This window comes from Ruegeria sp. S84, assembly GCF_056583445.1.
Genome location: NZ_CM152618.1, coordinates 3,290,621 through 3,316,616 on the forward strand (window position 1 = coordinate 3,290,621; position 25,996 = coordinate 3,316,616).

Annotated in this window: 33 protein-coding genes; 22 read left to right on the forward strand and 11 right to left on the reverse strand. The window is 58.2% G+C overall.

Annotated features, from left to right (window positions below):
- Window positions 1–51: 51 nt before the first annotated feature.
- Genes fliF through fliP form a run of 4 tightly spaced genes read left to right on the forward strand, consistent with a single transcriptional unit; the run spans window position 52 to window position 3,242 of the window.
- Window positions 52–1,641: a flagellar basal-body MS-ring/collar protein FliF gene (fliF, locus tag AC1DFB_RS16400; RefSeq protein ID WP_170802618.1), complete on the forward strand. Its 1,590-nt coding sequence runs from the start codon at window positions 52–54 to the stop codon at window positions 1,639–1,641.
- Entirely contained in the window at window positions 1,641–2,237 is a 597-nt protein-coding gene (locus tag AC1DFB_RS16405; protein ID WP_170802617.1) for an ABC transporter ATP-binding protein, read from the forward strand. The genes fliF and AC1DFB_RS16405 overlap by 1 nt, the downstream gene beginning before the upstream one ends.
- Window positions 2,230–2,517, forward strand: a complete 288-nt coding sequence (locus AC1DFB_RS16410) for a FliM/FliN family flagellar motor switch protein (RefSeq protein WP_170394848.1) — start codon at window positions 2,230–2,232, stop codon at window positions 2,515–2,517. Before AC1DFB_RS16405 ends, AC1DFB_RS16410 begins: the two co-directional genes overlap by 8 nt.
- Complete coding sequence (fliP, locus tag AC1DFB_RS16415) at window positions 2,514–3,242, forward strand: flagellar type III secretion system pore protein FliP (protein ID WP_223117223.1); 729 nt, start codon at window positions 2,514–2,516, stop codon at window positions 3,240–3,242. The genes AC1DFB_RS16410 and fliP overlap by 4 nt, the downstream gene beginning before the upstream one ends.
- Here the strand turns inward: fliP and AC1DFB_RS16420 are convergent, their stop codons facing one another.
- Both AC1DFB_RS16420 and AC1DFB_RS16425 read right to left on the reverse strand, forming a co-directional pair.
- Window positions 3,243–4,685, reverse strand: coding sequence for a sensor histidine kinase (locus AC1DFB_RS16420; protein ID WP_480921682.1), 1,443 nt, complete (start codon window positions 4,683–4,685; stop codon window positions 3,243–3,245).
- Window positions 4,682–5,419, reverse strand: a complete 738-nt coding sequence (locus tag AC1DFB_RS16425) for a response regulator transcription factor (RefSeq protein ID WP_170408540.1) — start codon at window positions 5,417–5,419, stop codon at window positions 4,682–4,684. The genes AC1DFB_RS16420 and AC1DFB_RS16425 overlap by 4 nt, the downstream gene beginning before the upstream one ends.
- 217 nt (window positions 5,420–5,636) lie before the next feature.
- Between AC1DFB_RS16425 and AC1DFB_RS16430 the strand changes: the two genes are divergently transcribed.
- The 5 genes from AC1DFB_RS16430 (at window position 5,637) to AC1DFB_RS16450 (ending at window position 10,724) form a co-directional block, all read left to right on the forward strand.
- On the forward strand, window positions 5,637–6,881 hold the full coding sequence (locus AC1DFB_RS16430; RefSeq protein WP_170514081.1) for an ABC transporter substrate-binding protein: 1,245 nt from the start codon (window positions 5,637–5,639) through the stop codon (window positions 6,879–6,881).
- A gap of 57 nt (window positions 6,882–6,938) precedes the next feature.
- A complete protein-coding gene (locus AC1DFB_RS16435; protein WP_480921683.1) occupies window positions 6,939–7,811 on the forward strand; it encodes a carbohydrate ABC transporter permease in 873 nt (290 codons plus the stop codon).
- Window positions 7,804–8,703 (forward strand): carbohydrate ABC transporter permease, encoded by a 900-nt coding sequence (locus AC1DFB_RS16440; RefSeq protein WP_170408537.1) that lies wholly within the window; start codon window positions 7,804–7,806, stop codon window positions 8,701–8,703. The genes AC1DFB_RS16435 and AC1DFB_RS16440 overlap by 8 nt, the downstream gene beginning before the upstream one ends.
- A 5-nt stretch (window positions 8,704–8,708) precedes the next feature.
- On the forward strand, window positions 8,709–9,806 hold the full coding sequence (locus tag AC1DFB_RS16445) for an ABC transporter ATP-binding protein (RefSeq protein ID WP_480921684.1): 1,098 nt from the start codon (window positions 8,709–8,711) through the stop codon (window positions 9,804–9,806).
- Between the two features lie 108 nt (window positions 9,807–9,914).
- Window positions 9,915–10,724: a methyltransferase domain-containing protein gene (locus tag AC1DFB_RS16450; protein ID WP_480921685.1), complete on the forward strand. Its 810-nt coding sequence runs from the start codon at window positions 9,915–9,917 to the stop codon at window positions 10,722–10,724.
- 59 nt (window positions 10,725–10,783) lie between these two features.
- On the opposite strand, the gene AC1DFB_RS16455 is transcribed toward AC1DFB_RS16450, so the two are convergent.
- Together AC1DFB_RS16455 and AC1DFB_RS16460 are read right to left on the reverse strand one after the other, a co-directional pair.
- Window positions 10,784–11,392: an MlaC/ttg2D family ABC transporter substrate-binding protein gene (locus tag AC1DFB_RS16455; RefSeq protein WP_480921686.1), complete on the reverse strand. Its 609-nt coding sequence runs from the start codon at window positions 11,390–11,392 to the stop codon at window positions 10,784–10,786.
- The gene (locus tag AC1DFB_RS16460; protein ID WP_170408533.1) at window positions 11,382–12,197 is read right to left on the reverse strand and encodes an MlaA family lipoprotein; all 816 of its coding nucleotides are present in this window, start codon (window positions 12,195–12,197) and stop codon (window positions 11,382–11,384) included. Before AC1DFB_RS16460 ends, AC1DFB_RS16455 begins: the two co-directional genes overlap by 11 nt.
- Window positions 12,198–12,494: 297 nt before the next feature.
- Between AC1DFB_RS16460 and AC1DFB_RS16465 the strand changes: the two genes are divergently transcribed.
- Genes AC1DFB_RS16465 through AC1DFB_RS16480 form a run of 4 tightly spaced genes read left to right on the forward strand, consistent with a single transcriptional unit; the run spans window position 12,495 to window position 15,252 of the window.
- Window positions 12,495–12,950 (forward strand): RidA family protein, encoded by a 456-nt coding sequence (locus AC1DFB_RS16465; protein WP_170394820.1) that lies wholly within the window; start codon window positions 12,495–12,497, stop codon window positions 12,948–12,950.
- Window positions 12,947–13,717, forward strand: coding sequence for a glycerophosphodiester phosphodiesterase family protein (locus AC1DFB_RS16470; protein ID WP_170515125.1), 771 nt, complete (start codon window positions 12,947–12,949; stop codon window positions 13,715–13,717). Before AC1DFB_RS16465 ends, AC1DFB_RS16470 begins: the two co-directional genes overlap by 4 nt.
- Before the next feature lie 45 nt (window positions 13,718–13,762).
- Window positions 13,763–14,950: a GNAT family N-acetyltransferase gene (locus AC1DFB_RS16475; RefSeq protein ID WP_480921687.1), complete on the forward strand. Its 1,188-nt coding sequence runs from the start codon at window positions 13,763–13,765 to the stop codon at window positions 14,948–14,950.
- Window positions 14,947–15,252 (forward strand): 4a-hydroxytetrahydrobiopterin dehydratase, encoded by a 306-nt coding sequence (locus AC1DFB_RS16480; RefSeq protein WP_170394812.1) that lies wholly within the window; start codon window positions 14,947–14,949, stop codon window positions 15,250–15,252. Before AC1DFB_RS16475 ends, AC1DFB_RS16480 begins: the two co-directional genes overlap by 4 nt.
- On the opposite strand, the gene AC1DFB_RS16485 is transcribed toward AC1DFB_RS16480, so the two are convergent.
- From AC1DFB_RS16485 to AC1DFB_RS16500, 4 genes are all read right to left on the reverse strand, one after another.
- Window positions 15,235–15,543 (reverse strand): hypothetical protein, encoded by a 309-nt coding sequence (locus AC1DFB_RS16485; protein ID WP_170394808.1) that lies wholly within the window; start codon window positions 15,541–15,543, stop codon window positions 15,235–15,237. The genes AC1DFB_RS16480 and AC1DFB_RS16485 overlap by 18 nt on opposite strands.
- A 28-nt stretch (window positions 15,544–15,571) precedes the next feature.
- Window positions 15,572–15,919, reverse strand: a complete 348-nt coding sequence (locus tag AC1DFB_RS16490) for a CREC-EF hand family protein (protein ID WP_170566910.1) — start codon at window positions 15,917–15,919, stop codon at window positions 15,572–15,574.
- Between the two features lie 11 nt (window positions 15,920–15,930).
- Window positions 15,931–16,176: a glycine zipper 2TM domain-containing protein gene (locus AC1DFB_RS16495; protein WP_170394802.1), complete on the reverse strand. Its 246-nt coding sequence runs from the start codon at window positions 16,174–16,176 to the stop codon at window positions 15,931–15,933.
- Between the two features lie 103 nt (window positions 16,177–16,279).
- Complete coding sequence (locus tag AC1DFB_RS16500) at window positions 16,280–16,765, reverse strand: peroxiredoxin family protein (RefSeq protein WP_170408529.1); 486 nt, start codon at window positions 16,763–16,765, stop codon at window positions 16,280–16,282.
- A gap of 99 nt (window positions 16,766–16,864) precedes the next feature.
- Between AC1DFB_RS16500 and AC1DFB_RS16505 the strand changes: the two genes are divergently transcribed.
- Genes AC1DFB_RS16505 through AC1DFB_RS16520 form a run of 4 tightly spaced genes read left to right on the forward strand, consistent with a single transcriptional unit; the run spans window position 16,865 to window position 19,472 of the window.
- Window positions 16,865–18,076 (forward strand): NAD(P)/FAD-dependent oxidoreductase, encoded by a 1,212-nt coding sequence (locus AC1DFB_RS16505; protein ID WP_480921688.1) that lies wholly within the window; start codon window positions 16,865–16,867, stop codon window positions 18,074–18,076.
- Window positions 18,073–18,630 (forward strand): 16S rRNA (guanine(966)-N(2))-methyltransferase RsmD, encoded by a 558-nt coding sequence (gene rsmD / locus AC1DFB_RS16510; RefSeq protein WP_480921689.1) that lies wholly within the window; start codon window positions 18,073–18,075, stop codon window positions 18,628–18,630. The genes AC1DFB_RS16505 and rsmD overlap by 4 nt, the downstream gene beginning before the upstream one ends.
- 1 nt (window position 18,631) lies before the next feature.
- On the forward strand, window positions 18,632–19,267 hold the full coding sequence (locus AC1DFB_RS16515; RefSeq protein ID WP_170408526.1) for an HAD family hydrolase: 636 nt from the start codon (window positions 18,632–18,634) through the stop codon (window positions 19,265–19,267).
- A gap of 25 nt (window positions 19,268–19,292) precedes the next feature.
- Entirely contained in the window at window positions 19,293–19,472 is a 180-nt protein-coding gene (locus AC1DFB_RS16520) for a hypothetical protein (protein WP_170394788.1), read from the forward strand.
- Here AC1DFB_RS16520 and map read toward each other — a convergent pair.
- Both map and sfsA read right to left on the reverse strand, forming a co-directional pair.
- A complete protein-coding gene (map, locus tag AC1DFB_RS16525; protein ID WP_480921690.1) occupies window positions 19,460–20,272 on the reverse strand; it encodes a type I methionyl aminopeptidase in 813 nt (270 codons plus the stop codon). The two genes, AC1DFB_RS16520 and map, sit on opposite strands and share 13 nt — an antisense overlap.
- A gap of 109 nt (window positions 20,273–20,381) precedes the next feature.
- Window positions 20,382–21,050, reverse strand: a complete 669-nt coding sequence (sfsA, locus tag AC1DFB_RS16530; RefSeq protein ID WP_480922625.1) for a DNA/RNA nuclease SfsA — start codon at window positions 21,048–21,050, stop codon at window positions 20,382–20,384.
- A gap of 83 nt (window positions 21,051–21,133) precedes the next feature.
- On the opposite strand from sfsA, the gene AC1DFB_RS16535 reads away from it, so the two are divergent.
- The 5 genes from AC1DFB_RS16535 (at window position 21,134) to AC1DFB_RS16555 (ending at window position 25,006) form a co-directional block, all read left to right on the forward strand.
- The gene (locus tag AC1DFB_RS16535; RefSeq protein ID WP_480921691.1) at window positions 21,134–21,856 is read left to right on the forward strand and encodes a competence/damage-inducible protein A; all 723 of its coding nucleotides are present in this window, start codon (window positions 21,134–21,136) and stop codon (window positions 21,854–21,856) included.
- A complete protein-coding gene (locus tag AC1DFB_RS16540; protein WP_170408523.1) occupies window positions 21,853–22,563 on the forward strand; it encodes a GNAT family N-acetyltransferase in 711 nt (236 codons plus the stop codon). Before AC1DFB_RS16535 ends, AC1DFB_RS16540 begins: the two co-directional genes overlap by 4 nt.
- A gap of 10 nt (window positions 22,564–22,573) precedes the next feature.
- Complete coding sequence (locus tag AC1DFB_RS16545) at window positions 22,574–23,146, forward strand: peroxidase-related enzyme (protein WP_170802607.1); 573 nt, start codon at window positions 22,574–22,576, stop codon at window positions 23,144–23,146.
- Window positions 23,143–24,042: an OmpA family protein gene (locus tag AC1DFB_RS16550; protein WP_170514039.1), complete on the forward strand. Its 900-nt coding sequence runs from the start codon at window positions 23,143–23,145 to the stop codon at window positions 24,040–24,042. The genes AC1DFB_RS16545 and AC1DFB_RS16550 overlap by 4 nt, the downstream gene beginning before the upstream one ends.
- Window positions 24,043–24,190: 148 nt before the next feature.
- Window positions 24,191–25,006, forward strand: coding sequence for a DUF2189 domain-containing protein (locus AC1DFB_RS16555; RefSeq protein ID WP_480921692.1), 816 nt, complete (start codon window positions 24,191–24,193; stop codon window positions 25,004–25,006).
- A gap of 67 nt (window positions 25,007–25,073) precedes the next feature.
- Here the strand turns inward: AC1DFB_RS16555 and AC1DFB_RS16560 are convergent, their stop codons facing one another.
- Entirely contained in the window at window positions 25,074–25,979 is a 906-nt protein-coding gene (locus tag AC1DFB_RS16560; RefSeq protein ID WP_170394766.1) for a LysR family transcriptional regulator, read from the reverse strand.
- Window positions 25,980–25,996 lie beyond the last annotated feature (17 nt).

Genomic DNA, 25,996 nt, shown 5'->3' on the forward strand with positions numbered 1-25,996 from the left:
CGTCCAAACAAGGGCAGAGCCGCACAGAATGTCGGTGAGTCGGAGGTAAGCGTGCAGCAGATCGGAACTGTCTGGGCTAGTTTGGACAGGCGCAAACAAATTATCGTGGCCGGAGCCGTGGCACTGGTGTTTCTGGGTGTGCTTGCGATGTCACGGATTGTGACAGCGCCGTCGATGACGCTGCTTTATGCGGGGCTCGAAAGCGGTGCAGCCGGGGATATCGTGCGGGCGCTGGACCAGCGTGGTGTGACCTATGAAATAAGGGGTGGCTCGATCTACGTCCCCGGCGTTCAGCGGGATGAGTTGCGGATGACTTTGGCCAGCGAGGGCCTGCCTGCGAACGGCAATCGCGGTTACGAACTGCTGGATTCGCTCAGCGGCTTTGGCACTACGTCGCAGATGTTTGATGCCGCCTATTGGCGCGCAAAAGAAGGAGAGCTGGCGCGCACGATCGTGGGCAGCCCGCATGTCAGCAAGGCCCGGGTGCACATCGCCAACAGCTCCTCCAACCCGTTTCAGCGCAGCATAGCGCCAACCGCTTCGGTTTATCTGGTCCCGTCGGGTGCACCGATTAACGGAGATCAGGCAAAGGCGATCCGGTTTTTAGTGGCGTCGGCGGTTAGCGGGCTGGCACCGGAAAACGTCACTGTGATTGATTCGAACGGGGCCGTGATTGGCGCGCAGGACACGGCGGTGGCAGCCGATTCTGCAGATGATAAGGCGCGCCAATTGCGTGAGAAAGTTCTACGTCTGGTCGAAGCCCGGGTCGGGGCCGGCAACGCGGTGGTTGAGGTCAGCGTAGATACGGTGACCGAAACCGAGTCTATACGGGAACGTCGCTTTGACCCCAAAGGCCGTGTTGCGATCAGCACGGATGTTGAAGAACGGTCGGACAGTGCGCGTAATCAGTCGGCGGATGTGACAGTGGCGTCGAATCTGCCGGATGGCGACGGGGCAGGAGGCGATGAATCCAATTCGAATGCCACTCAGACCCGCGAACGGGTGAATTATGAGGTGTCAGAGACCGAGTTGGAAGTTCATCGCGCGCCAGGTGCGATCAAACGTCTGACTGTCGCGGTGCTGGTCAATGGTGTTCGAGCGGCAGGTACAGATGGCGTCGAGATTTTTGAACCCATGCCGCAGCCCGAGCTTGATGCACTGCAAGAGCTTGTGGCTTCTGCGGTCGGGTTTGATGCTGAACGCGGCGACGTCATCACACTGAAATCGCTCGACTTGCCCATGGTTGAACCCCAGGGCACGTTGGTGTCCGGGTCGATCTGGCAGAACATGCATATCGACGCTATGTCGCTAATCCAGATGGTGGTTTTGGCGCTGGTTTCCCTTGTTTTGGGTCTGTTTGTCATACGGCCAATTCTGACGAAATCTGCGGCATCGGCGCTGCTGCCAGCAGGTGCACCGGTCGAGGTCGCCCCAGCGCCTTCCCTGACCGGGGAAATTGCGACCGCAGATGCGCCGGACTTTGCACCGCTCGCGGATGCGGCGCAGCCGAATGTTCCGGCGATTGCCGCTGCGCGTGGGGAAGATCCTGTCGACCGTTTGCGCGCCATGATCGGCGACAAGCAGGAAGAGACGGTTGAGATCCTGCGCAGCTGGCTTGAAGAAGGCGAGGAGAAGGTGTGATGTCGATCGCTCATCTTCTTGAAGACTTCACCGCCCCTGCGGCTGGGGTGGCCGTACATCTACTGGATGAAGACGCACTGGAAGAACAGCGGCTTGCTGCATTTGAACAAGGCTATGGGGCGGGCTGGGAAGATGCGGTTCAGGCGCAGGAACAGACTGGCACACAGCTAAGCTCCGATCTGTCGGCGACGTTATCCGACCTGTCCTTTACCTATCAAGAAGCATTGACCCGCATGACCCTGTCGCTGGAACCGATGTTCCACAGCCTGGTTCAGACTATTCTGCCTGAGACGATCGAGCATGGCTTTGCGAAGCGATTGACCGAGCAGCTTTGCGACATGGCGCGTGAGCAGGTCGGCCAGCCACTGCAGCTGACTGTTCCGGCGGGCACTTCGGATCAGGTCGAGGCGATGCTGCCGCAGGATATCTCGCCGCGTCCCCAGGTTATCGAGGATGTCTCGCTCCAGCCGGGACAGGCGCGATTGCAGGTGGGGATCGCCCAACGCGAGGTGGACTGCGCTGCCTTGCTCTCATCCATTGCTGCAGCGTTCGACGCATATCTGTTTGAAGCAAAAGAGGCTTTGTCAAATGAGTGATCCTCAACCACCGAAACCCGAAAAACCCAACCCGTTCGAGACTGTTCCGATCGAAGTCACCGTCTCGGTCGGGCGTGCGCGGCCTTTGATCCGTGACCTGTTGAGCATGGGTGAAAATGCCGTACTGACACTGGACAAGCGGATCGAGGATCCGGTTGACCTCTATGTCGGGGATCAATTGGTCGCGCGCGGTCTGTTGGAAGAGATGGAGGGCGATCAGTCCGGGCAACTGGCGGTACGGCTGACCGAAATCTCGGATCTGCAGAACGGGATCGGATGATGCGCCACCTGTTTTGGCTGGCATTTTTGCTGGTCATACCCTCCGGTGGCGCGGCGCAAGAACTGTCGCTGTCCCTTGGCGAGGGCGGGTCGATCTCGGCCCGGACCATCCAGTTGATTTTGCTGATCACGGTGCTCAGCCTGGCACCGGGACTGGCGATCATGATCACCTGTTTCCCGTTTTTGATCACGGTTTTGGCGATCCTGCGGCAAGGAATCGGCTTGCAGCAGTCACCACCAAACATGTTGATCGTCAGTTTGGCGCTGTTTCTGACCTATTTCGTCATGGAGCCGGTTTTTACCGAGGCGTGGGAGACAGGGATTCAGCCGATGGTCGAGGAAACGCTTGACGTAGAGCCTGCGCTGGAACGCGCGCTGGTGCCGTTTCGCAGTTTTATGGCAGCGCGTATTGATGCAGACACGTTTCAGGCCATGGCAGACCTGCGCCCGGATGGTGCTGCGATCCAACTATCGCCCGAAGCCCCGTTATCCGTGCTGATGCCGTCCTTCATGTTGTCGGAAATCGCGCGGGCCTTTCAGATCGGGTTCCTGATTTTCCTGCCTTTCCTGATAATCGATCTCGTTGTCGCAGCGGTTTTGATGTCGATGGGAATGATGATGGTGCCCCCGGCTACGGTCTCGCTGCCGTTCAAATTGGCGTTTTTCGTCATCGCAGATGGCTGGGCCTTGATCGCCAGCGCCTTGGTGCGCAGCTATGCGCCATGACTATCGCCGTGTGATCTGTAGTCGGGCGCGCAGACCCTGATCTCCGGCCTCGAAACTCAGCGTTCCGCCATGTTGTTCGGCAACGGTGCTGACAATTGTCAGGCCCAATCCGAACCCGTCCGAAGATCCGATGTTTGATCCGCGCTGGAACGGTGCCAACAGCGCCTCGATATCCGCGACCGATAGGTCGGTGCCCTTGTCTTCGACGATGATCGTGGCGGTCTGAGCATCAGTTTCCAGTTCAACCTCGGCGTGACGACCGTATTTCAGCGCATTGTCGATCAGATTGGACAACGCTCGTTTCAATGCGATCGGTTGACCCGTCACCAGGATGCGCCGCGTTTCCGGCAGCGACGCATGCCCACGGCGTGACATGAAAACAGACGGCGCGCTTTCGACGGCAACGGGATCAACGGCTTTCAACGACACAGGCCGGTCCATATCCTGATAATCGGCCACAAGCGATTCAACCAGCGAGGTCAACGATATCTGGCGCGGTTCCTCGACGCTGAGTTCCGATCGCGTGTAAGTAAGCACGCTTTCTATCATGCCGGTCATCTGGTCCACATCGGCCTCGAGCTTTTCGCGCAACTCGCCATCGGGAATCAGCGCCGCACGCAGCCGGACGCGGGTTGCAGGGGTCCCCAGATCGTGGCTGACACCCGACAGTACAATGGCGCGTTTCTCAAGCTGCGCACGTTCGGCATCGAGGTGATCATTCACCGCAGTCACGATATCGCGCAGCTCTTCAGGCCCGTCCGCGTCATAGCTTTGCGGCCCGCCGCGACGTCGGCGGTCACCAAGTGCCTGAGCAAAGCGTGCGAAACTGTCAGAAACATTCCCGACCGAGGTCAGAAGCACCGCCAAGGACACAATGCCCAGCAATATTGCGGGCAAACGCAGATCAACCGGCGCAGCCTTACAGCCCCAGATTTCGGTGCCGTCGACTTGCTGCCAGACCCCGCGCCCGAATTGTGCGATCAGGATAGGTTCGCTGCAATATGTGGCCAACAGACGGGTCAGGTTCCCCATCTTCTCGGGGCCGGTCTGATCGCTGCCGGATACGATGTCTGAAACCGGATAGACCAGTCGATCCGATAACACCGCAAGCGTCAATTCGCGGCCACTCAGGGGGGCTGAACTATCGGTCAGAATCGAAAGATTGGTGACAAAGCGGCGATCCGCAAAGCCGGGCATTTGCTGGAACGCTCCCCTGTCAGCAAGCGCGGCTGCCTCGGTTGGCAATGGGTTGATCAATAGGCCGGGTGGCGGCGCCATCCCCGTTCGCAAGTCTTCGTATATGGTGAAACCGGCAACAAATGCTGCGGTCTGATACCGGTTCCAAGCCTGTGCCGAGGTGAACCACATCCCGGCAGCCACCAGCCCCGCGACAAAGGCGGACAGGGTCCAGAGCCACCCAATACTGCGCAGGCGCAGGGTCATGCGTCCTCATCCACCATAACGTCAGCGGTAAACAGATAGCCAACACCGCGCTCGGTGCGCAGCATCTGGGGGTCTTTTGGATTGGCCTCGATTTTCGACCGCAACCGCCCCACCAGCATATCTATGGCACGGCCTTGCGCCTCGGGCTTGTCGGCCTCACCGGTTACATCCAGTGCGGCGGCGATCTCATCACGGGTCAGCGGAATATGCGGGTTCGCCAGCAAAACCTTCAGCAGGGCGGTCTCCCGTTGGGACAGGGAAACCAGATAGCCTTCGGGCGAATGCACCTCGTCCCGTTTGCCGTCAAAGACCCAGCCGTCAAAGTGAAAGGTGCGCGTGCGGCGGCGGTATGCCAGTGAAGGCGTGCGTCGGGCGCGTTGCATCACCGCACGGACGCGGGCCAGCAACAGTTGCGGGTTGAATGGTTTGGCGATGTAATCGTCTGCTCCAACCTCATATCCTGCCATGCGCTGATGATCCGCCGACAGGGCCGATACCAGAATGATCGGTACATCCTGTTCGGCCCGCAACCGGGCACAGATCTCGACGCCGTTTTCATCGCCCAGCATCACGTCCAACAGGATCAGGTCGATCCGCCCCGAGGTTAGATGCGTGCGTATTTCACTTTCGGAACTGGCAGGCAGAGCAATATACCCGTTCTGCTGAAAGAACTGGGTCATCATCGACCGCATCTCCGAATCGTCGTCCACCACCAGGAGCCGGGGAATGCCCACTCTGTTTCTCCTCCTCAGGGTTCTCCGTCGCCGCCAATTGTAACGAATGGAAACGGATTCAAGGCCAACGTAACACGGGGTAACAAAAGCGGTGAAAATTTCCACCTTGTCAGGATATTGCACTGCATTCTGCGTTGCCATGCAGCAATTCGTTAGCGCTATATCGCGTATGGCCGCCCTTGGGGTGGCACCGAATTCTCAGGGAGGAGAACAAAAAATGAAGCGTTTTGCATTTGCCACCGTGTCGACATTGGCCGTAGTGGCCGGGTCGGCTGTTGTGGCTGAACCAAAGGCCGAAGTTCTGCACTGGTGGACATCCGGTGGTGAGGCGAAATCGGTCGCGGTTCTGCAGGAAGAGTTCGCCTCGAACGGCGGCACATGGACCGATATGCCGGTCGCAGGTGGCGGCGGCGATGCGGCCATGACTGCGCTGCGGGCCCGGGTTCTTGCGGGTAACGCGCCGACTGCTGTTCAGCTGAAAGGACCTGCCATTCAGGAATGGTATGAAGAGGGCGTTTTGGCTGACATTTCATCCGTGGCAGAAGCCGAAGGCTGGGCCGATGTCCTGCCAGCATCGATTGCAGGCCACATGATGTGCGAAGGTACTTGGTGCGCAGCACCCGTGAACGTGCACCGCATCGACTGGATCTGGGCCAATGCTGACGTTCTGGCCGCCAACGACATTGAAATGCCCACAACATGGGAAGAGTTCAACGCCGCTGCCGAAAAACTGCAGGCTGCCGGAGTGATCCCTTTGGCCCATGGTGGCCAGGCATGGCAAGACGCCACAGTGTTCGAAGCGGTTGCGCTGGGTCTGGGTGGCCCCGAGTTCTATCAGAAAGCCTTTGTCGATCTCGACCCCGAGGCGCTGACCTCGGACACCATGGTGCAGGTCTTTGACCAGATGCGCACCCTGCGCGGTTATGTGGACGAAAACTTCTCAGGCCGCGACTGGAACCTTGCCACCGCTATGGTTATGAATGGCGAGGCAGCTTTCCAGATCATGGGTGACTGGGCCAAGGGCGAATTCCTGGCGGCTGGCAAGAAGCCCGGCGAAGACTTCCTGTGTGCCTCGACCCCCGGCGACGGATATCTGTACAACGTCGACAGCTTCGCCATGTTCGAAGTGGAAGGTGACGACAACCGCGCTGGTCAGGAATTGCTGGCCAAGCTGATCGTCGCGCCGAAATTCCAGGAAGTGTTCAACCTGAACAAGGGCTCAATCCCTGCGCGGACTGATGTGGCGCTGGATGCGTTCGACATCTGCGCGCAAATCTCGGCCGAAGATATGGGTTCGACCTCGGCAGGCGGTTCGCTGCTGCCGTCTTATGCCCATGGCATGGCGCTGCGCGGGTCGCAGGCCGGTGCGATTACGGATGTTGTAACCGCACATTTCAACTCGGATATGTCCTCGGCTGACGCGGTTCAGCAACTGGCGGACGCGGTAGCAAACAGCTACTGATCCAATACGCTCTGCCCCCTATAGTGAGGGGCAGAGCATCTTTCCCCGGAGGCTAAAATGTCCGAATGGCTGGAAAACCACCTGCCCAAGGTGGTGCTGGCACCGTCGTTCATCGCCGTATTGATCTTTGTCTACGGATTTATCGGATGGACCGCATGGGTGTCGCTAACCCGATCGAAACTACTGCCGAAATACGAGATCAAAGGCTTCATTCAGTACGAACGCCTGTTCGACTCACCCCGCTGGGATACGGCGATCAACAACCTGTATATCTTTGGCGTGCTGTTCATCGTGATCGCGATGGTACTGGGCCTGTTGCTGGCCATCCTGCTGGATCAGAAGATCCGCGTCGAAGGCGCGATCCGGACGATCTACTTGTACCCGATGGCGTTGTCGATGATCGTGACCGGTACGGCGTGGAAGTGGATTTTGAACCCGGGCCTGGGCATCGAATCCATGGTGCAGGGCTGGGGCTTTCCGAATTTCGAATTCGACTGGCTGGTGAACCCTGATTATGCGATCTACACTATCGTGATCGCCGCGATCTGGCAGAGTTCCGGCTTCGTCATGGCGTTGTTTTTGGCCGGTTTGCGTTCGGTCGATGGCGAGATCATCAAGGCCGCACAGGTCGATGGTATCCCCACGTGGCGCATCTATACGGCGATCATCATCCCTTCGATGGCCCCGATTTTCCTGTCTGCTTTCATCGTGCTGGCGCACCTCGCAATCAAAAGCTTCGACCTTGTCATCGCCCTGACTGGTGGCGGTCCGGGCTACGCAACCGATCTGCCCGCTACTTACATGTACGCCATGGCCTTTTCGCGCGGCGATATTGGTCAAGCAGCCTCGTCCGCGATGATCATGATGCTGGTCGTCTTTGCCATCGTGGTTCCCTATCTTTACTCAGAGCTGAGGGCGAAAAATGACTGATCTGTCGATGCCCCAAACACAAACCCGCACCCAAAGCGCTACGGGCAAGATTGCCCTGCGTTGGTTGCTTTATGTCCTGCTTGGCCTGTTTGCACTGTATTATCTGATGCCGCTCTTCGTGATGTTGACGACATCATTGAAAAGCCTTGAGGAAATCCGCACCGGCAGCCTGATTTCACTGCCGCGAGAGGTCAGCTTTGACGCTTGGAAAACCGCATGGTCCGGCGCTTGTACCGGTATCCAGTGTGAAGGTTTGCGACCCTATTTCTGGAACTCGGTTCTGATCGCGGTGCCTGCGGTATTTTTGTCGACCCTGTTGGGTGCGCTGAACGGCTATGTCGTGGCGCAATGGCGGTTCAAAGGGGCCAATATCATCTTCTCGCTGATGCTGTTCGGTTGCTTCATCCCGTTCCAAGTTGTTCTGCTGCCAATGGCACGTCTGCTGGGTATGATGGGGATTGCCGGAACCATTCCGGGCCTGATCTTTGTCCATGTGATCTACGGGCTGGGCTTCACCACGCTGTTCTTCCGCAACTACTATGTCACCATTCCGGCCGAGCTGACCAAGGCGGCGCGGGTTGATGGGGCTGGGTTCATGCGGATTTTCTGGTCGATCTTCCTGCCGCTGTCGCTACCAATCATCGTGGTGACTGTGATCTGGCAGTTCACGCAGATCTGGAACGACTTCCTGTTTGGCGTGTCGTTCAGCCAGGCAGGGACACAGCCCGTGACTGTTGCGCTCAACAACATCGTAAACTCCACCACCGGCGTCAAAGAGTACAACGTCGACATGGCCGCCGCGATCATCGCGGGGCTGCCAACGCTGCTCGTCTATGTCGTTGCCGGTAAGTATTTCATCCGCGGCCTGACCGCTGGCTCAGTGAAGGGATAAGACCCATGGCTCCCATCCTTGATATCAACAAACTCTACAAGAATTACGGCGCGACCGAGATTCTGAAAGACATCAACATCTCGATTGAACCGGGCGATTTCCTGGTGCTTGTCGGCCCCTCGGGCTGCGGTAAGTCTACGCTGCTGAACTGCATTGCGGGACTGGAAGAGATCACCGGTGGCACATTGTCCATCGGCGGCAACGATATGACCCATGTCAGCCCCAAGGATCGTGACATCGCGATGGTGTTCCAGTCTTACGCTTTGTACCCGACCATGTCCGTGGCCAAGAACATCACCTTCGGCATGAAAGTGCGTGGGGTTGATCAGGCCACGCAGGAAGCCAAGCTGAAAGACGTCGCCTCCTTGCTGCAGATCGAGCCATTGCTGAACCGCCGCCCCAGCCAACTGTCGGGTGGTCAGCGTCAGCGGGTGGCGATGGGCCGGGCGCTGGTGCGCGATCCCAAGCTGTTCCTGTTCGATGAACCGCTGTCGAACCTTGACGCCAAGCTGCGGGTCGAGATGCGGACCGAGATCAAGAAGCTGCACCAGACACTGGACGCATCCATAGTTTATGTTACCCACGACCAGATCGAAGCGATGACGCTGGCCACCAAGATCGTAGTCCTGAAAGGCGGGGTCGTGCAGCAGATCGGTACTCCGGCTGAGATCTACAACAACCCGGCCAACCTGTTTGTGGCGGATTTCATGGGCTCACCTGCGATGAACCTGATCCCGGCACAGGCATCGAACAATGGCTCGGGGACGCAAATCTCGATCGCGCGCGAATCCGGTGAAACGCTGGTTCTGAACGATGCACGCGACTTGTCTCTGCCGCAGGATGTCATCCTTGGTCTACGCCCTGAAGATATCGCCGAGGCGGGGTTCCGCGCTGGCGCAGGCGTGCAGGAAGCCGCCTGCATGGTCGATATGGTCGAACCCGCAGGGGCAGATACCTATGTGGTGTCGGAATTGGGTGGCATGCAGGTCACGGCGCGGCTGCATGCTGAAACCAGCGCGCAGGCCGGTCAATTGCTGAACCTGGCGTTCGACATGAGCAAGGTGTCCTACTTTGCCAAGGAAACGGGTGAACGGCTGAATTAAGTTGCCGTTGGCCCGCACCAACCCGGGGTGGGCCATACCAATCACAGTCGGTTTTGGCCGGTAAATTTGAAATATGCTATCTTGGGACGTAGCGAAGGGAGGCGCGCTATGTCCGATCCGTATTCCGATCTGGCCGGGCAGGATACCTCGGTCCAAGAGCGTATCGCCGAAGCTATGGAAGCGCGGTGTCTGGAGCCAGCGCAGAAAGAGATCAGGGATAGCTATCTAAGTGATTTGATTGTCCCTGAGGGCGGGTTCGCGGTTGAGCTGGGTTCAGGCACCGGGCACATCACGCAAGAGCTGCTGTCTGTCGGCGGGGTGGAGCGCGCGCTCGGCATTGAGCCCTCACCGGTTATGGTCGAACGTGCGAGAAACAGCTTCGCCAGCGAGAGCAATCTTGTTTTTGAAACCGGCGATGCAAAGGCAACCAGGCTTGAAGATAGCTCAGCAGACCTTGTTCTGGCGCATACACTGTTGTGCCATGTACCCGGCCCCGAGGATGTGGTTTCCGAGGCCTTTCGGATACTGAAACCGGGCGGGATATTCGCGATTTGCGATGGGGACTACGATACCGCCACAGCTCAGATTGCCGATTTTGATCCTCTGGATCAACTCATTCGGTTCATGATCAATCAGAACGTCACAAACCTCTGGATCATGCGCCAGATTGGCGGTGCACTTTCTCAAGCAGGTTTTGAGTTGGGCCGTCGCCGGGGACACGGTTATGTGGCCGAAGGAGAGGCGACTTACTTTCTGACCGTTATCGACCGTGGTGCGGATCGAATGGCCGAGACCGGGTTGTTGGCGCCTGAAACGGCACAGGCGCTGAAATCCGAGGCCCTGGCGCGTGTGTCTGCAAACACGTTTTTTGGCTACATGTCTTATGTCAGCCAGATCGCGCGCAAGCCTGCAACCTGAACAAAAAAGCCACCGCGCGAACGGGTCGAGCGGTGGCCGGCGTAGGGTAATACCTCTGATCAGCCAGTCTTTTTCAGATCCTTGATCAGGCGATTCAGGTCGCCGCCGCGCGCATCCAGCATTGCGCCAATCTCTGTGCGCTCGGTCAGCAACAAATTCACACCTTCGATGAACATGTTGTAGAACTTTCCACGACCCGATTTGTCGGACACCAGGAATGTCACCTCGAACGGGGATGAGCCGCGCAATTTTACCGAGGTTCTGACCTCGTATCCGGTCTTGATCTTGCGCGCGTTACGCACGGTGACCTCACCGCCGATGAACTCGCGGAACCGGCGGCCATATTTGCGCGAAATATAACCTTCGAATGCTTTGGTGAACTGACGCAGCTGTGCGGATGAGGCTGTACGTGCATCCGCCCCCAACGCATAGCGGGCCATGATCGGCACATCACCGTATTGCACAAAGATCTTTTGAAAATCACGCAGCATGGCATTTTCGGATTTACCCGAGTCAATGATACGCGTGATATCGGCCACAACGCTGTTGACCAGCTGTTTCGCCTGCGCTTCGGTCAGTGCGAACGCGGGCAGAGGCAATGCGGCAACTGTCATCCCGGTCAGGGCGGTGGCCATAAAACGGCGTCGGTTCAACAGGTTATTCGGCATAGGGGTCCTCGTACGGGTCAAGATAGGGGTCTCTGACAGGGTCGGTCCCGGTGGTGGCGTAGGGATCGTCATACAGACCCAGATAGGCGTCTTCATCATCCCTTGCCAGTTCAAAGCGGCGATTTTGCAGGTAGATCGTGCGCGCCTGCGCGTAACTGTCTGCACTTTCGTACAGAATCGAATCAACTGTATCCGAGAACCGACCGCGATCTCCCATCCGCCGCACGACCTCGGCATAAACACCGATATTGTCGACCGGGCGGGTCGGGCTAAAGTTGATCGGATTCGAGAACAGGTTGACCACAACGCCGACCGCATCGCGCGCGGTGGACGGGCCGTAGAAGGGCAGTTCCACATAAGCACCTTCGCCCACGCCCCAGACATGCAGGGTTTCGCCGAAATCAGTATCAACAGGCGGCAGGTTCAGCTCATCCGCCGGGGCTGACAGGCCAAAGCCGCCCACGGTCGAGTTGATCAGAAAGCGCAGCAGCGCATTGCCGGACTGTTTCAGATTGCCTTGCAGCAGATAGTCCAGCGCCTGCCCGGGCATCGTCAGGTTTTCGGCAAAGTGATTGAAACTGGTAACCATCGGATCTGGTACGATCTTCACATAGCCTTTCGAGGCCGGTCGGAACAGGAATCGGTCCACACCCAGATTGAACTTGTGAATGCCCCGGTTGGTCCCTTCATAGGGGTCAAAAATCTCACCCCGCGCCGCTGCGTCCTGAGGCTGCGTCGCGCATGCCGATAGGACCGTCAGGATGCCGAATATGATCAGGTGCTTCAGACGAATGTAACTTGGCACTGTCTTCGTTACTCCGAAAATTGCCCAGCGGTATCCGGGCCTTCAATCAATACAGCCTTTGCACCCTTGGTGGCGCAATTGGTCTCACATAGAGGTTTCGCGCAGGATTTGAAACAACAACTCGCGTTTACCTCAGCCGATGGGGCGACGTAAAGTGACACGAATTCAACACTTCCTGAATAAGAGAAGACCTGCCCAGTTTGCAGGCAATGGGAAAAATCCCGCTTTCCCGCTTTCGGAAACAGGTTTTCCCGGGTAGCGTCCGCGCTGAATCACTACGAGATGAGGATCAATCATATGAGCATCGCAGCAAAACTGGACAGCCTGGGTGTCAGCCTGTCGGACGCACCTGCTCCGGCAGCGAACTACGTTCCTTTCGTGCGCATCGGCAACATTGTCTACGTGTCGGGCCAGATCTCCAAGGCGGATGATCTGATCACTGGCAAGCTCGGTGATGATATGGATGTTGAGGCAGGCGCCGCTGCAGCCAAAGTCTGCGCCATCAACCTGTTGGCTCAGGTCAAAGCGGCTTGTGGTGGCGATATCGACAAGCTGGTGCGCGTGATCAAGCTGACCGGTTTTGTAAACTCGACCGCTGATTTCACAGAACAGCCGAAGGTGATCAACGGGGCCTCCGACTTCCTGGTCGAAGCGCTGGGCGACGCCGGTCGTCATTCGCGCTCGGCCGTCAGCGCAGCCTCATTGCCTTTGGGTGTTGCCGTTGAAATCGAGGGTATTTTCGAGGTTCAATGAAACCGTCCCTTCCGTCTGAGTTCCTGCAGCGCCCGATAGCACATCGCGCGCTGCATGACATTTCTGATCAGCGGCCCGAGAATAGCCGGGCCGCCATTCGTGCCGCAATTGACGCCGGTTATGGGGTCGAGATTGATCTGCAACGCACCCGTGACAATCGGGCCATGGTGTTTCACGACTATGACATGACACGTCTGACCGGGCAGCCCGGACCGATCCAACAGATCACCGAGACACAAGCGCGGGCCCAGACGCTTCTGCATTCTGACGGTGAAGGTATCCCCTCGCTCGAAGAGGTGCTGGCCATTGTTGCAGGACGGGTGCCCTTGCTCATCGAGCTGAAGGATCAAGATGGTGCAATGGGCCCCGATATCGGTGCTTTGGAAGCAGATGTTGTAAGTGCACTGAAAGACTATGAAGGCCCGGTCGCGCTGATGTCGTTCAACCCGCATTCAGTCGCAGAGATTGCACGCCTTGCGCCACATTTGCCGCGCGGTCTCGTTACCAGCTCTTACGAGCCCAAGGTCGAGCTTCTGCCGCAAGCCGTCTGCGATCATCTGCGCAACATCCCGGATTTCGATCGTGTTGGTGCCAGCTTTATCAGCCATGAAGTCATCGATCTTGACCGCCCCCGGGTCGCTGAGTTGAAGGCACAGGGTGTGCCGATCCTGTGCTGGACCGTGCGCTCGCTTGAACAAGAAGCAGAGGCACGCAAGGTTGCCGATAATGTTACGTTCGAAGGCTATCTGGCCGAACATCCCGCTTGATCCCGGCGCGCGCGATCACAGATAAAGGTGCAGCGCGGAGGGGATATGGATCAGGCACAGATTGAGGTTCGGGTTCTGACATCGGTCTCGCAGATTTCCGCGAGCGACTGGGACAGTTGCGCCTGCCCCGAGGTTGCCGATGGCGGGCGACCGTTTGATCCGTTCACGACACATCGGTTTTTGCTTGCCCTGGAAGAAAGCGGCTCGGTCGGGCGCGGTACTGGCTGGCAGCCGCAATACCTGACAGCCTATCTGGACGGGATGCTGATTGCGGCAGCCCCGATGTTTGCCAAGTCGCACTCCCAAGGTGAATACATCTTCGACCATAGCTGGGCTCATGCCTATGAAAGCGCGGGCGGGCGATATTATCCCAAGCTGCAGATCGCGGTGCCCTTCACACCCGCGACTGGCAGGCGTTTTTTGGTGCGACCCGGCTACGATGCTGTCGGGATCTCGGCGCTGGTGCAAGGAGCGGTGCAACTGGCCGCCGAGAATCGAATTTCCTCGCTGCACGCTACTTTCTGCACCGAGGCCGAAGCGCTGGCAGGTGAGCAGATGGGCCTGATGGTCCGCCACTCGCAGCAGTTTCACTGGCTCAATGATGATTACGCCGATTTTGACGAGTTTCTGGCTGCGCTGTCCTCGCGCAAACGCAAGAATATCAAGAAGGAACGCACGCAGGCCTGTGATTTCGGTGGGCAGATTCGAACAATCACCGGCGATGATCTGCGACCCGAGCATTGGGACGCGTTCTGGCGGTTCTATCAGGATACTGGCGCGCGAAAATGGGGCTCGCCCTACCTGACGCGACAATTCTTTGATATCGCTCAGGAAACCATGACGGATGACATCGCCTTGGTGCTGGCCGAACGCTATGGATACCCCGTCGCCGGTGCGTTAAATTTTGTCGGGCGGGAAACGCTGTATGGCCGGTATTGGGGCTGTGTCGAACATCACCCCTGCCTGCATTTCGAACTGTGCTATTATAGGGCGATCGACTTTGCCATTGCGGAAGGTCTGGCGCGGGTTGAGGCCGGTGCGCAGGGCGAGCACAAGCTGGCGCGCGGCTATCTGCCAACCCGCACGCATAGCTTGCATTGGGTTGGCGATCCGGGTTTTGCTGATGCGGTTCAGAAATATCTGGACGCCGAGTCCCACGCAGTGGGAGAAGAGATCGAGATTCTGACGGATTTTGGTCCGTTCAGGAAATCGAACCCGGAGGAACAGCAATGACCGAACTTCTGTCAACCGAGACCCGCGGCCCGCTGCTGGACCCGCTGTTCAGAAATGGCTGGACCATGGTCGAAGACCGCGATGCGATCACCAAGACCTTCATCTTCGATAATTTTGTCGCCGCCTTTGGCTGGATGACGCAGGTGGCGATCTGGGCCGAGAAATGGAACCACCACCCCGAATGGTCGAATGTCTACCGCACGGTCGAGGTGGTCCTGTCGACCCATGATGTTGGCGGTCTGTCTGCACAAGACGCCAAGCTGGCGCGTAAGATGGACAGCCTGCTAACGGTCTCCGCGTGAACCCGTCCCACCGGCCAGCAATGTTGCCGTTCCCAGCTGCTTGAATTCTGCCGGGGTGATCGTGCCGTCGCTGACATTGATATTGCCCGGAATTCTGATCGTACGGGTGCCGACGGACCGCACGCTGCGGGCCGACGGATTGATGTCGAGACACCGATTTTCATAACAGGTCAGACCGCTGGTATTGATCTGAATCTGCACCTGACCATCAGGGCCGCTGATCACCGGGGATTGCTGTACGTCACATGCGGCCAAAGCCACCAGGCTACCGAGGCAGATCCATTTATTCATGACACGCTCCTGCCAACCAAGTTGGCGTTCAATCTAAGAGACCGTTGCCATCCTTATCCGCAGCGTCAAAATCGCTCTGCATCTGGCTGACATACTCTGCCTTTGAGATAAGACTGTCGCCATCCCGGTCAACGGCTTCGAACTGTTTGATATCCAAAAACGGTTTTGCTTCGCTCAGGCCCAGAGTGCCGTTCTTGTCTTCGTCCATTGCCTGAAATGCATAGTCCGAGAAGGCGTTGAATTCGTCCTTGGACAGGAAGCCGTCATTGTTGGTGTCGATGTTGTTCAACTCGGCCTCGTGCAGTTCTGCGACAGTCTCTGCGTTTGCAGCAGCAGCCATCACGAATACGGTGGTGATAATCAATACTCGTTTCATCTCAAATCTCCTCAGCACGCGTAACGTTCGCCAGACACGCCACCCGCAGCGGCGCCCGCTGCCGTCAGGATGGTCTTGCCTGAACCACCGCCAAATTGATTGCCGATCACTCCACCGATCAGGGCGCCGCCTATGGTACCACTCAGGCAGGCGATCTCGTGCTGTCGGGCGGCCTGTTGTTGGGGTGTGGGTGCAGGTCCGCACGCCGCCAGGGCCCCGGCGGTGCCAAGAAACAATGTAAGCAATTTCAGTCGCATCAATGAACTCCCCAGTTGTATGGGCCAAGTATTGGCGCATCGGGGCGTTGCATCAAGTTAAATGCGTTTCACGTGGCCCCGGTCAAACCGGGGCCGACAGGGATCAGATACTATCAAGCAGGCCTTCACCAGCCGAGACCTCACAGACACCGGGGTTTTCTTCCAGATTCATCGCCACTACCTTGCCGTCTTCAACCAGCATTGCATAGCGTTTGGAGCGTGCAATCAGGCCTACGGGCGGGGCGTCGAAATCCATGCCGATGGCCTTGGTAAACTCGGACGCCGCATCGGCCAGCATGGTCAGCCCGGCCGCTGTTGCACCGGTGCTTTCTCCCCAGGCGCCCATCACGAAAGGGTCGTTGACCGAGATACAGATGATTTCTTCTACACCCTTGGCATCGAACTGGTCCTTGGTCCGCATGAAGCTTGGTACATGAGCGGTTGTGCAGGTTCCGGTGAACGCACCGGGTACAGCGAAGATCACAACCTTGCGCCCTTTGGTCTTGTCTGAAATCCGAACCTCCTCGGGGCCTTCGGCACCCATCTGGATCAGCGTGGCCTCGGGCAGCATGTCACCTGTTGCAATCATTTTTACGCTCCTGTCATTTGGATTTGCAGAGTCGGGCTTTGCCGCAATATAGGTGGTCGAAACAAAGTAACCACGTGAATTCTGCAGGGTGAGCGAAACATGAGCCATATTGTCGTGATCGGGGCAGGGCAGGCCGGTGCTTCTTTGGTAGCACGGCTGCGCAAGGACGGGTTCGAAGGTGACATCACCCTGATCGGAGCCGAGCCGCATTTGCCCTACCAACGCCCGCCCTTGTCCAAGGCTTACCTGTTGGGCGAGATGGAACTGGAGCGCCTGTTCCTGCGGCCCGAGAGCTTCTATGCCGAAAACAATATCACCCTACGGTTGGGTCAACGTGTGACGGCGATTGATCCAAAGGCCAAGACGGTGACCCTCGGCGATGAGGTGATCACCTATGATGAACTGGCGCTGACCACTGGGTCCGACCCACGCCGCCTGCCCGCAGCGATCGGGGGCGATCTTGAGGGTGTCCATGTGGTGCGAGATCTCGCCCATATCGACGAGATGGAACCTCGGGTATCGGATGGCGCCCGCGCGCTGATCGTTGGTGGCGGCTATATCGGGCTTGAAGCCGCCGCCGTTTGTGCCAAGCGCGGGGTCAGGGTGACCTTGGTCGAGATGGCCGACCGCATCCTTCAGCGTGTCGCGGCCAAAGAGACAAGCGACTACTTTCGCACGCTGCACACCGAATACGGGGCCGACATTCGTGAGGGCGTCGGGTTGGATCGTCTGGTTGGTGAAAGTGGCAAGGTGACGGGCGCCGTCCTGACCGATGGCACCCAACTTGAGGTGGATTTTGTTGTCGTCGGCGTCGGCATCGCGCCGTCGACTCAACTGGCTGAAATGGCCGGGTTAGAGCTGGATAACGGCATCAAGACCGACGCCCATGGCCGCACCTCAGATCCGTCGATCTGGGCGGCGGGCGATTGCGCGTCGTTCCCGCATGGCGAAGGCCGTATCCGCCTGGAAAGCGTGCCGAACGCCATTGATCAGGCCGAGATCGTGGCCCAGAACATGTTGGGCGCGGCTAAGGATTACACTGCAACGCCATGGTTCTGGTCCGATCAGTATGACGTCAAGCTGCAGATCGCCGGGCTGAATACCGGCTATGACCGTGTGGTGACTCGCAAGGGTGAGGGCGCGACGGTGTCCTTCTGGTACTACAAGCGCGATCAGCTGATTGCGGTCGACGCGATGAATGACCCGCGCGCTTATATGGTCGGCAAACGCCTGATTGATGCGGGCAAGACCGCTGATCCGGCTGTTGTTGCCGACCCAGAAGCGGACCTGAAACCGCTGCTCAAAGCGTGAGGATCATCGCCGGAGACTTCCGGGGCCGGGCTCTGACTTCGGTTGGCAAAGGCGATGCCGGTGCGCATCTTCGCCCGACCACTGACCGGGTAAGGGAAAGCCTGTTCAACGTTTTGAATCATCAGATCGACTTCGACGGCTTGCAGGTTCTCGACCTTTTTGCGGGCACCGGTGCATTGGGACTAGAAGCGCTGTCTCGCGGCGCGTCCCACGTCACGTTTGTCGATGATGGGAGGGTCGCGCAGGGTCTGATCCGCAAGAATATCGGCCTGACCGGAAGCGCTAGCCAGGCCACTTTGATCCGGCGGGACGCGACCCGTTTGGGCGAAAACCCGGGCGCTGTCTGTGATCTGGTTTTTCTGGATCCGCCTTACGGAAAAGCTCTGGGTCAAAGGGCACTGGCCGCGGCTACCCAAGGTGGTTGGCTGTCTGATGACGCTCTGATCGTCTGGGAAGAAAGCACCCCCATGCTCGCGCCCGAGGGCTTTACGCTGCACGACACGCGGAAATATGGCGACACGCATATCTCGCTAATGTGGCGCACAGGGGGCTGAGATGCACGATCTGGTTATCTTTGATTGCGACGGCGTTCTGGTCGATAGCGAGGTTTTGTCCAATCAGGTCATGGTCGACAATCTCGCTGGCCATGGCCTGCACTTGTCCTTAGCCGAATGCATGTCCCTGTTTGTTGGCGGCACCATGACCGGTGTGCGCGACAAGGCGCGCGAGCTGGGGGCTGATCTGCCGGATGACTGGACTGATCAAATCTATGCGGAAATCTACGAGACGCTGAAAGCAGGCACGCCTCTGGTCGCGGGTATCCGTGAATTGCTGGCGCAACTGGATGCAAGCGACATTCCCTACTGTGTCGCCTCAAATGGGCGGCCTGAGAAAATGAAGATCACTTTGGGCCAGAATGGTCTTTGGGAGCGTTTTCAAGATGTGATGTTTTCGGCTCAGGTGCTTGGAACGGGCAAGCCCGACCCGACCCTGTTCCTGACCGCTGCCCAGCATTTCGGCGCAACGGTGCCGGTTGTGATCGAAGACAGCGAAAACGGTGTCACCGCAGCAATGCGCGCCAATATGCGCTGCCTGGGCTATGCGGCCCATGATGATGGTGCGCGATTGGAAGAACTAGGGGCCGAAGTGTTCTCCGACATGTTACATGCGCCCAAGCTTTTGGGACTTTGAGCCATAAACGTGTTATGCTTGGTCCATGGACCGCGCTATCACACCTCCGCTCTGGGCTTTTTCGAAAGACGCCGACACCACAACTGGGCCTCCGCCCAAACCGATGCGCGCGCCGGTGTTCATTCACGACGCGGTCATCCCGTGGCGGGATGAAACCTTGCTGCTGAAGCTATTACGCGATCAGGCGACCGATCAGGACGAATAGGTCGGGTGATATTTGCCGCCCGGTGACAAGGTGAAAATCTCAACCCCATCTGCGGTCACACCGACCGAATGCTCGAACTGCGCCGACAGCGATTTGTCGCGGGTCACGGCAGTCCAGTCATCGGACAGTGTCTTGGTTTCAGGACGCCCCAGATTGACCATCGGCTCGATGGTAAAGAACATGCCCTCTTCCAACACAGCTCCGGTACCCGGACGACCATAGTGCAGGACATTTGGTGGCGCGTGGAACACCCGGCCCAGACCGTGGCCGCAGAAATCGCGTACAACGCTCATCCGATGCGCCTCGATATAGGCCTGAATGGCGTGGCCGATATCGCCGAAGGTATTGCCCGGCTTGACCATCTCGATACCTTTGAACAGTGCGTCGTGGGTCACCTGAATCAGCCGTTCGGCCTTGCGCGGCAATTTACCCGCCACATACATGCGCGACGTATCACCGAACCAGCCATCAACGATGACGGTCACGTCGATATTCAGAATGTCGCCATCCTTCAGCTTTTTGTCACCCGGAATGCCGTGACACACCACGTGGTTCACGCTGATGCAGCTGGCGTGCTGATAACCCTTGTAGCCAATGGTTGCCGATTCCGCACCTGCATCCTCGACCATCTGAGTGATCAGCCCGTCAATCGCACCGGTGGTCTGGCCGACAAAAACATGTTTAGCAATGTCATCCAATATCCGCGCAGCCAGCGCCCCTGCCGCATGCATGCCGGCAAAGTCACTCTGTTCATAGATGCGGATACCGTCTTTGGTCAGACGGCCACGATGTTCTTTCATCGGTGCGGGACTCCAAATATTTCACGCAGCACTTCTTTTACGCTGCTTGTGCAGAAAGTACCAGAGGGCTCGGTTTTCAACTAGTAAATAGGGTCTATCAAAGAAGTTTCTAGCCCGTGCCCCATTGCCGAGCGGGCTCAACCCAGACGCCTTCGGGCGTGATCCGAGTTCCAACGACAAAGCGTTCAACCCCTATCGCCGCCTCAAACGCCGCCGCATAGGCTGGGTCAATATCATCGGCCAGTGCAAACCGATTGCAATCGGTCCTTTGCACCAAATAAAGCATGATCGCCCGGTGGCCCTGTACGGCCATCTTTGCCAGTTCGCCCAAATGTTTGGTGCCGCGTGCGGTGACGCTGTCGGGAAACTCGGCGAGGCCCGCTTGGCGTGAGAGGGTGACGCTTTTGACCTCGACATAAGCATCGGGTAGGCCCGGCCCAGTCAGCAGGAAATCGATACGGCTGTTTTCACCGTATTTGACCTCGGGGCGCACGGTTTCATAGGCGGCCAGCTCGGGGATTTCACGCGCCTCGAGCGCCACCCGAAGCGCCTTGTTGGGGACTGATGTGTCGACCCCTGTGAAATGCCCGTTCTCATGATCGACCAGCCGCCAGCCGTATTTCAGCTTTTTCTTCGGATCGTCGTTGGGCTCCAGCCAGATTTTCTCACCCGGTTCTGCCAGCCCCATCATTGAGCCCGGATTGGCGCAATGGGCTGTCACCTCGCGCCCGTCTTCCAGCCTGCAGTCTGCCAGAAAGCGTTTGTAGCGGCGGATCAGTCGAGCGGGGACAAGGGGGTTTCAAATCGCATGGCCAAGGGCCTATACCTGCCCTAACGGTCGATCAAGAGGGAGGGCGCGTCATGGCCAATCCAACCGCTGCAATGTTGGTGATCGGGGATGAGATCCTTTCGGGCCGCACCCGCGATGCCAATATGCATTATCTGGCTGGAGAGCTGACCAAACACGGCATTGACCTGAAAGAGGTGCGCATTGTCAGCGATGATGCACCCGCGATTGAGGCAGCCGTAAGGGCGCTATCAGAGGCCTATGACCATGTGTTTACCAGTGGTGGTATTGGTCCGACCCATGACGACATCACCGCTGACTGCATCGCCCGTGCCTTTGGCGTGCATATCGATGTTCGCGACGACGCGCGTGCATTGCTTGAGGCGCATTACGAGAAATCCGGGCTGGAGCTGAACGACGCTCGCCTGCGCATGGCGCGTATTCCGGAAGGGGCCGAATTGATCGACAACCCGGTCTCGACCGCGCCCGGCTTTACCATCAACAACGTCCATGTCATGGCCGGGGTGCCTTTGGTTTTTCAGGCCATGGTTGCAAGTGTTCTGCCTTCGCTCATCGGAGGTAGCCCGCTTTTGTCGCAGACGCTGCGTGTGGATCGGGGTGAAGGCGATATTGCAGCAACTTTGGCCGCACTGGCCAAAGACTTCGGCGATCTTTCGATCGGCTGTTATCCGTTTCAGACGAATGGCGTCTTCGGAGCCAACGTCGTCGTGCGCGGCACCGAGGGTGGACGGATCGATGCCGCCATGACCCGCCTTGCGAAAGAGATCGAGCTTTGAATCCCGATTGGGCCGCTGTTGTCGATGGCACATGGCCTGCCGCCGGCTATCAAACGCAAGGCCCACTTCGACTGCGGCAAGGACAGGGCGGAGGTTCACGCGTTTCTGCCGCCAATCGCACCGGGGACGTCACCAGCGCCGATATCGATGCGGCCGAAAGCGCCATGCAGGCGATGGGTCAAAAACGCATCTTCTGCCTGCGTCCGGGGGATGAGGCGCTGGATGCAATGCTTGCGCAACGCGGCTACGACATCCTTGATCCGGTCAATATTTATTCCTGCCCGGCGCAGCAGTTGACCGATATCCCGATCCCGCGCGTGACTGTTTTCAACATCTGGGAACCGCTGGCCATCATGCGTGAGATCTGGGCGCAGGGCGGTATCGGCCCCGAACGGATTGCGATCATGTACCGGGCACCGGGCCCAAAGACCGGCCTTTTGTTGCGCCACAGCGATCAGCCCGCAGGAACAGGCTTCGTGGCGATCCATGAAGGTATCGCGATGGTTCACGCGCTCGAAATCCTGCCGGATCACCGCCGCAAGGGGTTGGGCCAGTGGGCCATGCGCGCCGCGGCCTTTTGGGCGCTGGACAATGGCGCGCAGACGCTTAGCGTGATCTGTACCAAGGCGAACGCGGGGGCCAATGGCCTCTACCACTCGCTTGGGATGAAGATCGTCGGAGAATACCACTATCGCCAGCGCGTCTGAGGAGGACGAATTGACCAAACAGGACATGCCTACTGCCCTGGATCTGCCAATGGTGGACCCACTACCGTCAGAGACGCAGAAATACTTCGATATATGTGTCGAGAAACTGGGAATGGTGCCGAATGTCCTGCGCGCCTACGCCTTCGATATCGACAAGCTGAATGCCTTCACTTCGATGTATAATGATCTGATGCTGGCCGATAGCGGGCTGACCAAGCTTGAACGCGAGATGATTGCGGTCGTGGTGTCCTCGATCAACAAATGTTTCTACTGCCTCGTGGCTCATGGCGCAGCGGTGCGGCAGCTTTCGGGCGATCCGCAGCTGGGTGAGATGCTGGTCATGAACTACCGCGTCGCCAAATTGGACGCGCGCCAACGTGCAATGCTGGATTTCGCAGCCAAGATGACCACCGCTAGCACCACAATCGAAGAGCCCGATCGCCAGCTTTTACGCGATGTCGGGTTTTCGGATCGCGATATCTGGGACATTGCCAATGTCACCGGTTTCTTCAATATGACCAACCGCGTGGCCAGTGCCACTGCCATGGTCCCGAACCACGAGTATCACGCACAGTTCCGATGATCCGTTTCCTGTTCCTTAGCCTCCTTTTGGCCGTGCCTGTGCAGGCGCAGGAACTGACGTTGCCCGCCAGCGCCCGGCAGATTTCGGATCGCACCAGTGCATTGGACAGCTACGACCTGCCAACCGGCGTGTTTGCCGACGGCGCAGTTCCATCCCGCACTGTCGAAGGGCGTGTCGAGCGGCTAACATGGCGTCTGCAGGCCGGGTCCAGCACGACGCTGCAAATTCTTGCACCGCTTCGGGATCAGCTTCAGGCGCAAGGTTTCGAGATCGCGTTTGAATGCGAGGCACGCAATTGTGGCGGTTTCGATTTCCGCTTTGGCACCGAAGTGGTGCCGACGCCTGACATGTATGTGGCGATCCACGATTACCGTTTTCTATCCGCCTCCCGCGGTGACGAAGTGCTGAGCCTGCTGGTCAGCCGCAACCCGCCGGATGGCTATGTGCAGATGATCCGGGTGACCCCGCAAGGTACGCAGCCTGCGCAGCCACTTGTGATCGAGGAAACCGTTGAGGGCCCTGCCGGGTTGCTAAACGATCTTAGCAGTACCGGACATGTTATCCTTGATGACCTGCACTTTCGCACCGGCGAAGTCGCGCTGGGCGAAGGGCCGTTTGCCTCGCTTGCGCTGCTTGCGGGCTATCTGGCCGACAATCCTTCGACCCGTTTGGCGCTGGTAGGGCACACGGATGATACGGGCGCATTGCAGGCCAATATTGCGGTCAGCACCAAACGGGCGGAAGCCGTGCGTGCGCGCCTGATCGAAGCGCACGGTGTTGCCGCCGACCGGATCGAGGCGCAGGGCGTAGGCTATCTTGCGCCCATTACCTCTAACGCTACGCCCGAGGGCCGCGATCTCAATCGCCGGGTCGAGGCGGTGTTGCTGGTCAACTAACAGGCGCGAGCACCGCGGACGCCCTGTGTCCCCCTTGCCCTGATGGCGCGGCCTGATGCACACTTGCAGCTAATCGGTGCGTCTGTCTTGCCATCAGGCCTGTTGGCAGGCTGTCCCACCAGTCACCATGCTTTGGGAGGAATGCGTCATGGCATCCAAAACCGAAGATACCACTCCGCCGGATAACACGGTCCCACAGCAATCCATGCCCGAGGTTAACAGGCTGACGGCCGAGGATATTACCGCATCGCTGAAGGCCGGGTTTTCCGACTTCCTCGCACACCCGGTCATGAGCGGCTTTTTCGGCCTGTTCTACGCGGTTTTCGGCATCCTGTTCGTTTGGTGCCTTGTCGGGCTTGGCAAGATCTGGATGATCATTCCTGCCGCCGTAGGCTTTCCGCTGGTTGCCCCATTTGCGGCCGCCGGGCTTTATGAAATGTCCCGTAGGATGCAGAAAGGGGAAAGCTTCGGTTGGTCCGAAATCCTCAGCGTCATGGCCCATCAACGCAAGCGCGAGATGGGTTGGATGGCCTTTGTCACCCTGTTCATTTTCTGGGTATGGACCTACCAAATCCGCCTTTGGCTGGCGATCATCCTGCAAAAGGCGTCCTTCTCGGATTTCGAAGGGTTCATGAACACCATCTTCTTCACACCGCAAGGCTGGACCTTTCTGGCGGTCGGCACCTGTATCGGCGCTTTTTTGTCGGCGGTCCTGTACTCGGTGACTGTGGTGGCCATGCCCATGCTTCTGGATCGGGAAACCAACTTTGTTTCCGCCATGCTCACTTCCATTCGCGTGGTCGCTGAAAGCCCGGTGGTAATGCTCAGTTGGGCGGCGATCATCTCGGTTACCATGCTGTTGTCGCTGGTTCCGGCGTTTCTGGGGCTGATTTTCACGCTGCCGATCCTGGGCCACACCACGTGGCACCTGTATCAGCGGGCCGTATCACCAGAGACTAACTGATGCATCGCTAGACAAAAAAAGACCCGTGCCATTCAGCACGGGCCGTTTAGGTGCCACAGGGAGAATTCTACCAATCCATCGGACCCTTTTCAGCAAAGGACTCGACAAGAAAATCAATGAACGCCCGCACCTTGGGCTGGGTGAACCGGCCCGGCGGGTAGACCGCATAGACGCCCTGAACCTCATCCGGTAGCGATGGCATGGCGTCTACCACCTCGCCCGATTTCAGTGCTTCGGCATATAGATAGCTGGGCAGATGCGCGATCCCAAGCCCCGAGATCGCGGCGTTCAGCAGCGACTGCCCGTCATTCACGCTCAGCCAGCCAGCAGTGCGGACCTGACGCTTCTCGCCCGAAGGCGCCGTCAGCTTCCACACGCTGCCCGAGGATTGGCTGGAGTAATGCAGCAGTTTGTGTTCGTTCAGATCGTCGATCTTCTGCGGGCGTCCGAACTGCTCGATATATCTCGGCGACGCGACCATGCGTTTCACTGTTTCGGTCAGCTTGCGGGCGCGCAGCGTGCTGTCTTCCAGCTCGCCAATGCGCACGGCCACGTCAAAGCCTTCGGAAATCAGCTCAACATAGCGGTTGTTCAGAACCATGTTCACGGTGATGTCCGGATAGGCCGACAGGAAGTCCGACAGGACCGGCGACAGGTGATTGACGCCAAAATCTGTTGCCACAGAGATCCGCAGCAGACCAGAAGGCGCAGATTGCATCGAAGTCACCAGCGCATCCGCTTCGCCTGCGTCGTTCAGCACGCGACGGGCGCGATCATAATAGGCCAACCCGATCTCGGTTGGCGAAACCCGGCGCGTTGTCCGGTTCAAAAGCCTTGCCCCCAACCGCGCCTCGAGGCTCGAGACGTGTTTAGACACGGCTGATTTGGAGATGCCCATTTTCTTGGCCGCGTCGGTGAAACCACCCTGGTCCACCACGTTGGAAAAGGCCTCCATTTCAGTTAGTCGATCCATTCTCGTTCCCCAGGTCT

Coding starts and splice junctions, on each gene's coding strand:
- AC1DFB_RS16555 (WP_480921692.1), top strand. CDS start 24,191: ATGGCATCCAAAACCGAAGATACCACTCCGCCGGATAACACGGTCCCA.
- AC1DFB_RS16455 (WP_480921686.1), bottom strand. CDS start 11,392: ATGCCGAATAACCTGTTGAACCGACGCCGTTTTATGGCCACCGCCCTG.
- AC1DFB_RS16450 (WP_480921685.1), top strand. CDS start 9,915: ATGTCCGATCCGTATTCCGATCTGGCCGGGCAGGATACCTCGGTCCAA.
- AC1DFB_RS16470 (WP_170515125.1), top strand. CDS start 12,947: ATGAAACCGTCCCTTCCGTCTGAGTTCCTGCAGCGCCCGATAGCACAT.
- AC1DFB_RS16490 (WP_170566910.1), bottom strand. CDS start 15,919: ATGAAACGAGTATTGATTATCACCACCGTATTCGTGATGGCTGCTGCT.
- AC1DFB_RS16440 (WP_170408537.1), top strand. CDS start 7,804: ATGACTGATCTGTCGATGCCCCAAACACAAACCCGCACCCAAAGCGCT.
- AC1DFB_RS16445 (WP_480921684.1), top strand. CDS start 8,709: ATGGCTCCCATCCTTGATATCAACAAACTCTACAAGAATTACGGCGCG.
- AC1DFB_RS16560 (WP_170394766.1), bottom strand. CDS start 25,979: ATGGATCGACTAACTGAAATGGAGGCCTTTTCCAACGTGGTGGACCAG.
- AC1DFB_RS16475 (WP_480921687.1), top strand. CDS start 13,763: ATGGATCAGGCACAGATTGAGGTTCGGGTTCTGACATCGGTCTCGCAG.
- AC1DFB_RS16515 (WP_170408526.1), top strand. CDS start 18,632: ATGCACGATCTGGTTATCTTTGATTGCGACGGCGTTCTGGTCGATAGC.
- fliP (WP_223117223.1), top strand. CDS start 2,514: ATGATGCGCCACCTGTTTTGGCTGGCATTTTTGCTGGTCATACCCTCC.
- AC1DFB_RS16535 (WP_480921691.1), top strand. CDS start 21,134: ATGGCCAATCCAACCGCTGCAATGTTGGTGATCGGGGATGAGATCCTT.
- AC1DFB_RS16520 (WP_170394788.1), top strand. CDS start 19,293: ATGGACCGCGCTATCACACCTCCGCTCTGGGCTTTTTCGAAAGACGCC.
- AC1DFB_RS16495 (WP_170394802.1), bottom strand. CDS start 16,176: ATGCGACTGAAATTGCTTACATTGTTTCTTGGCACCGCCGGGGCCCTG.
- AC1DFB_RS16505 (WP_480921688.1), top strand. CDS start 16,865: ATGAGCCATATTGTCGTGATCGGGGCAGGGCAGGCCGGTGCTTCTTTG.
- AC1DFB_RS16485 (WP_170394808.1), bottom strand. CDS start 15,543: ATGAATAAATGGATCTGCCTCGGTAGCCTGGTGGCTTTGGCCGCATGT.
- AC1DFB_RS16480 (WP_170394812.1), top strand. CDS start 14,947: ATGACCGAACTTCTGTCAACCGAGACCCGCGGCCCGCTGCTGGACCCG.
- AC1DFB_RS16405 (WP_170802617.1), top strand. CDS start 1,641: ATGTCGATCGCTCATCTTCTTGAAGACTTCACCGCCCCTGCGGCTGGG.
- AC1DFB_RS16500 (WP_170408529.1), bottom strand. CDS start 16,765: ATGATTGCAACAGGTGACATGCTGCCCGAGGCCACGCTGATCCAGATG.
- AC1DFB_RS16465 (WP_170394820.1), top strand. CDS start 12,495: ATGAGCATCGCAGCAAAACTGGACAGCCTGGGTGTCAGCCTGTCGGAC.
- map (WP_480921690.1), bottom strand. CDS start 20,272: ATGAAAGAACATCGTGGCCGTCTGACCAAAGACGGTATCCGCATCTAT.
- AC1DFB_RS16435 (WP_480921683.1), top strand. CDS start 6,939: ATGTCCGAATGGCTGGAAAACCACCTGCCCAAGGTGGTGCTGGCACCG.
- AC1DFB_RS16550 (WP_170514039.1), top strand. CDS start 23,143: ATGATCCGTTTCCTGTTCCTTAGCCTCCTTTTGGCCGTGCCTGTGCAG.
- AC1DFB_RS16420 (WP_480921682.1), bottom strand. CDS start 4,685: ATGACCCTGCGCCTGCGCAGTATTGGGTGGCTCTGGACCCTGTCCGCC.
- AC1DFB_RS16430 (WP_170514081.1), top strand. CDS start 5,637: ATGAAGCGTTTTGCATTTGCCACCGTGTCGACATTGGCCGTAGTGGCC.
- AC1DFB_RS16410 (WP_170394848.1), top strand. CDS start 2,230: ATGAGTGATCCTCAACCACCGAAACCCGAAAAACCCAACCCGTTCGAG.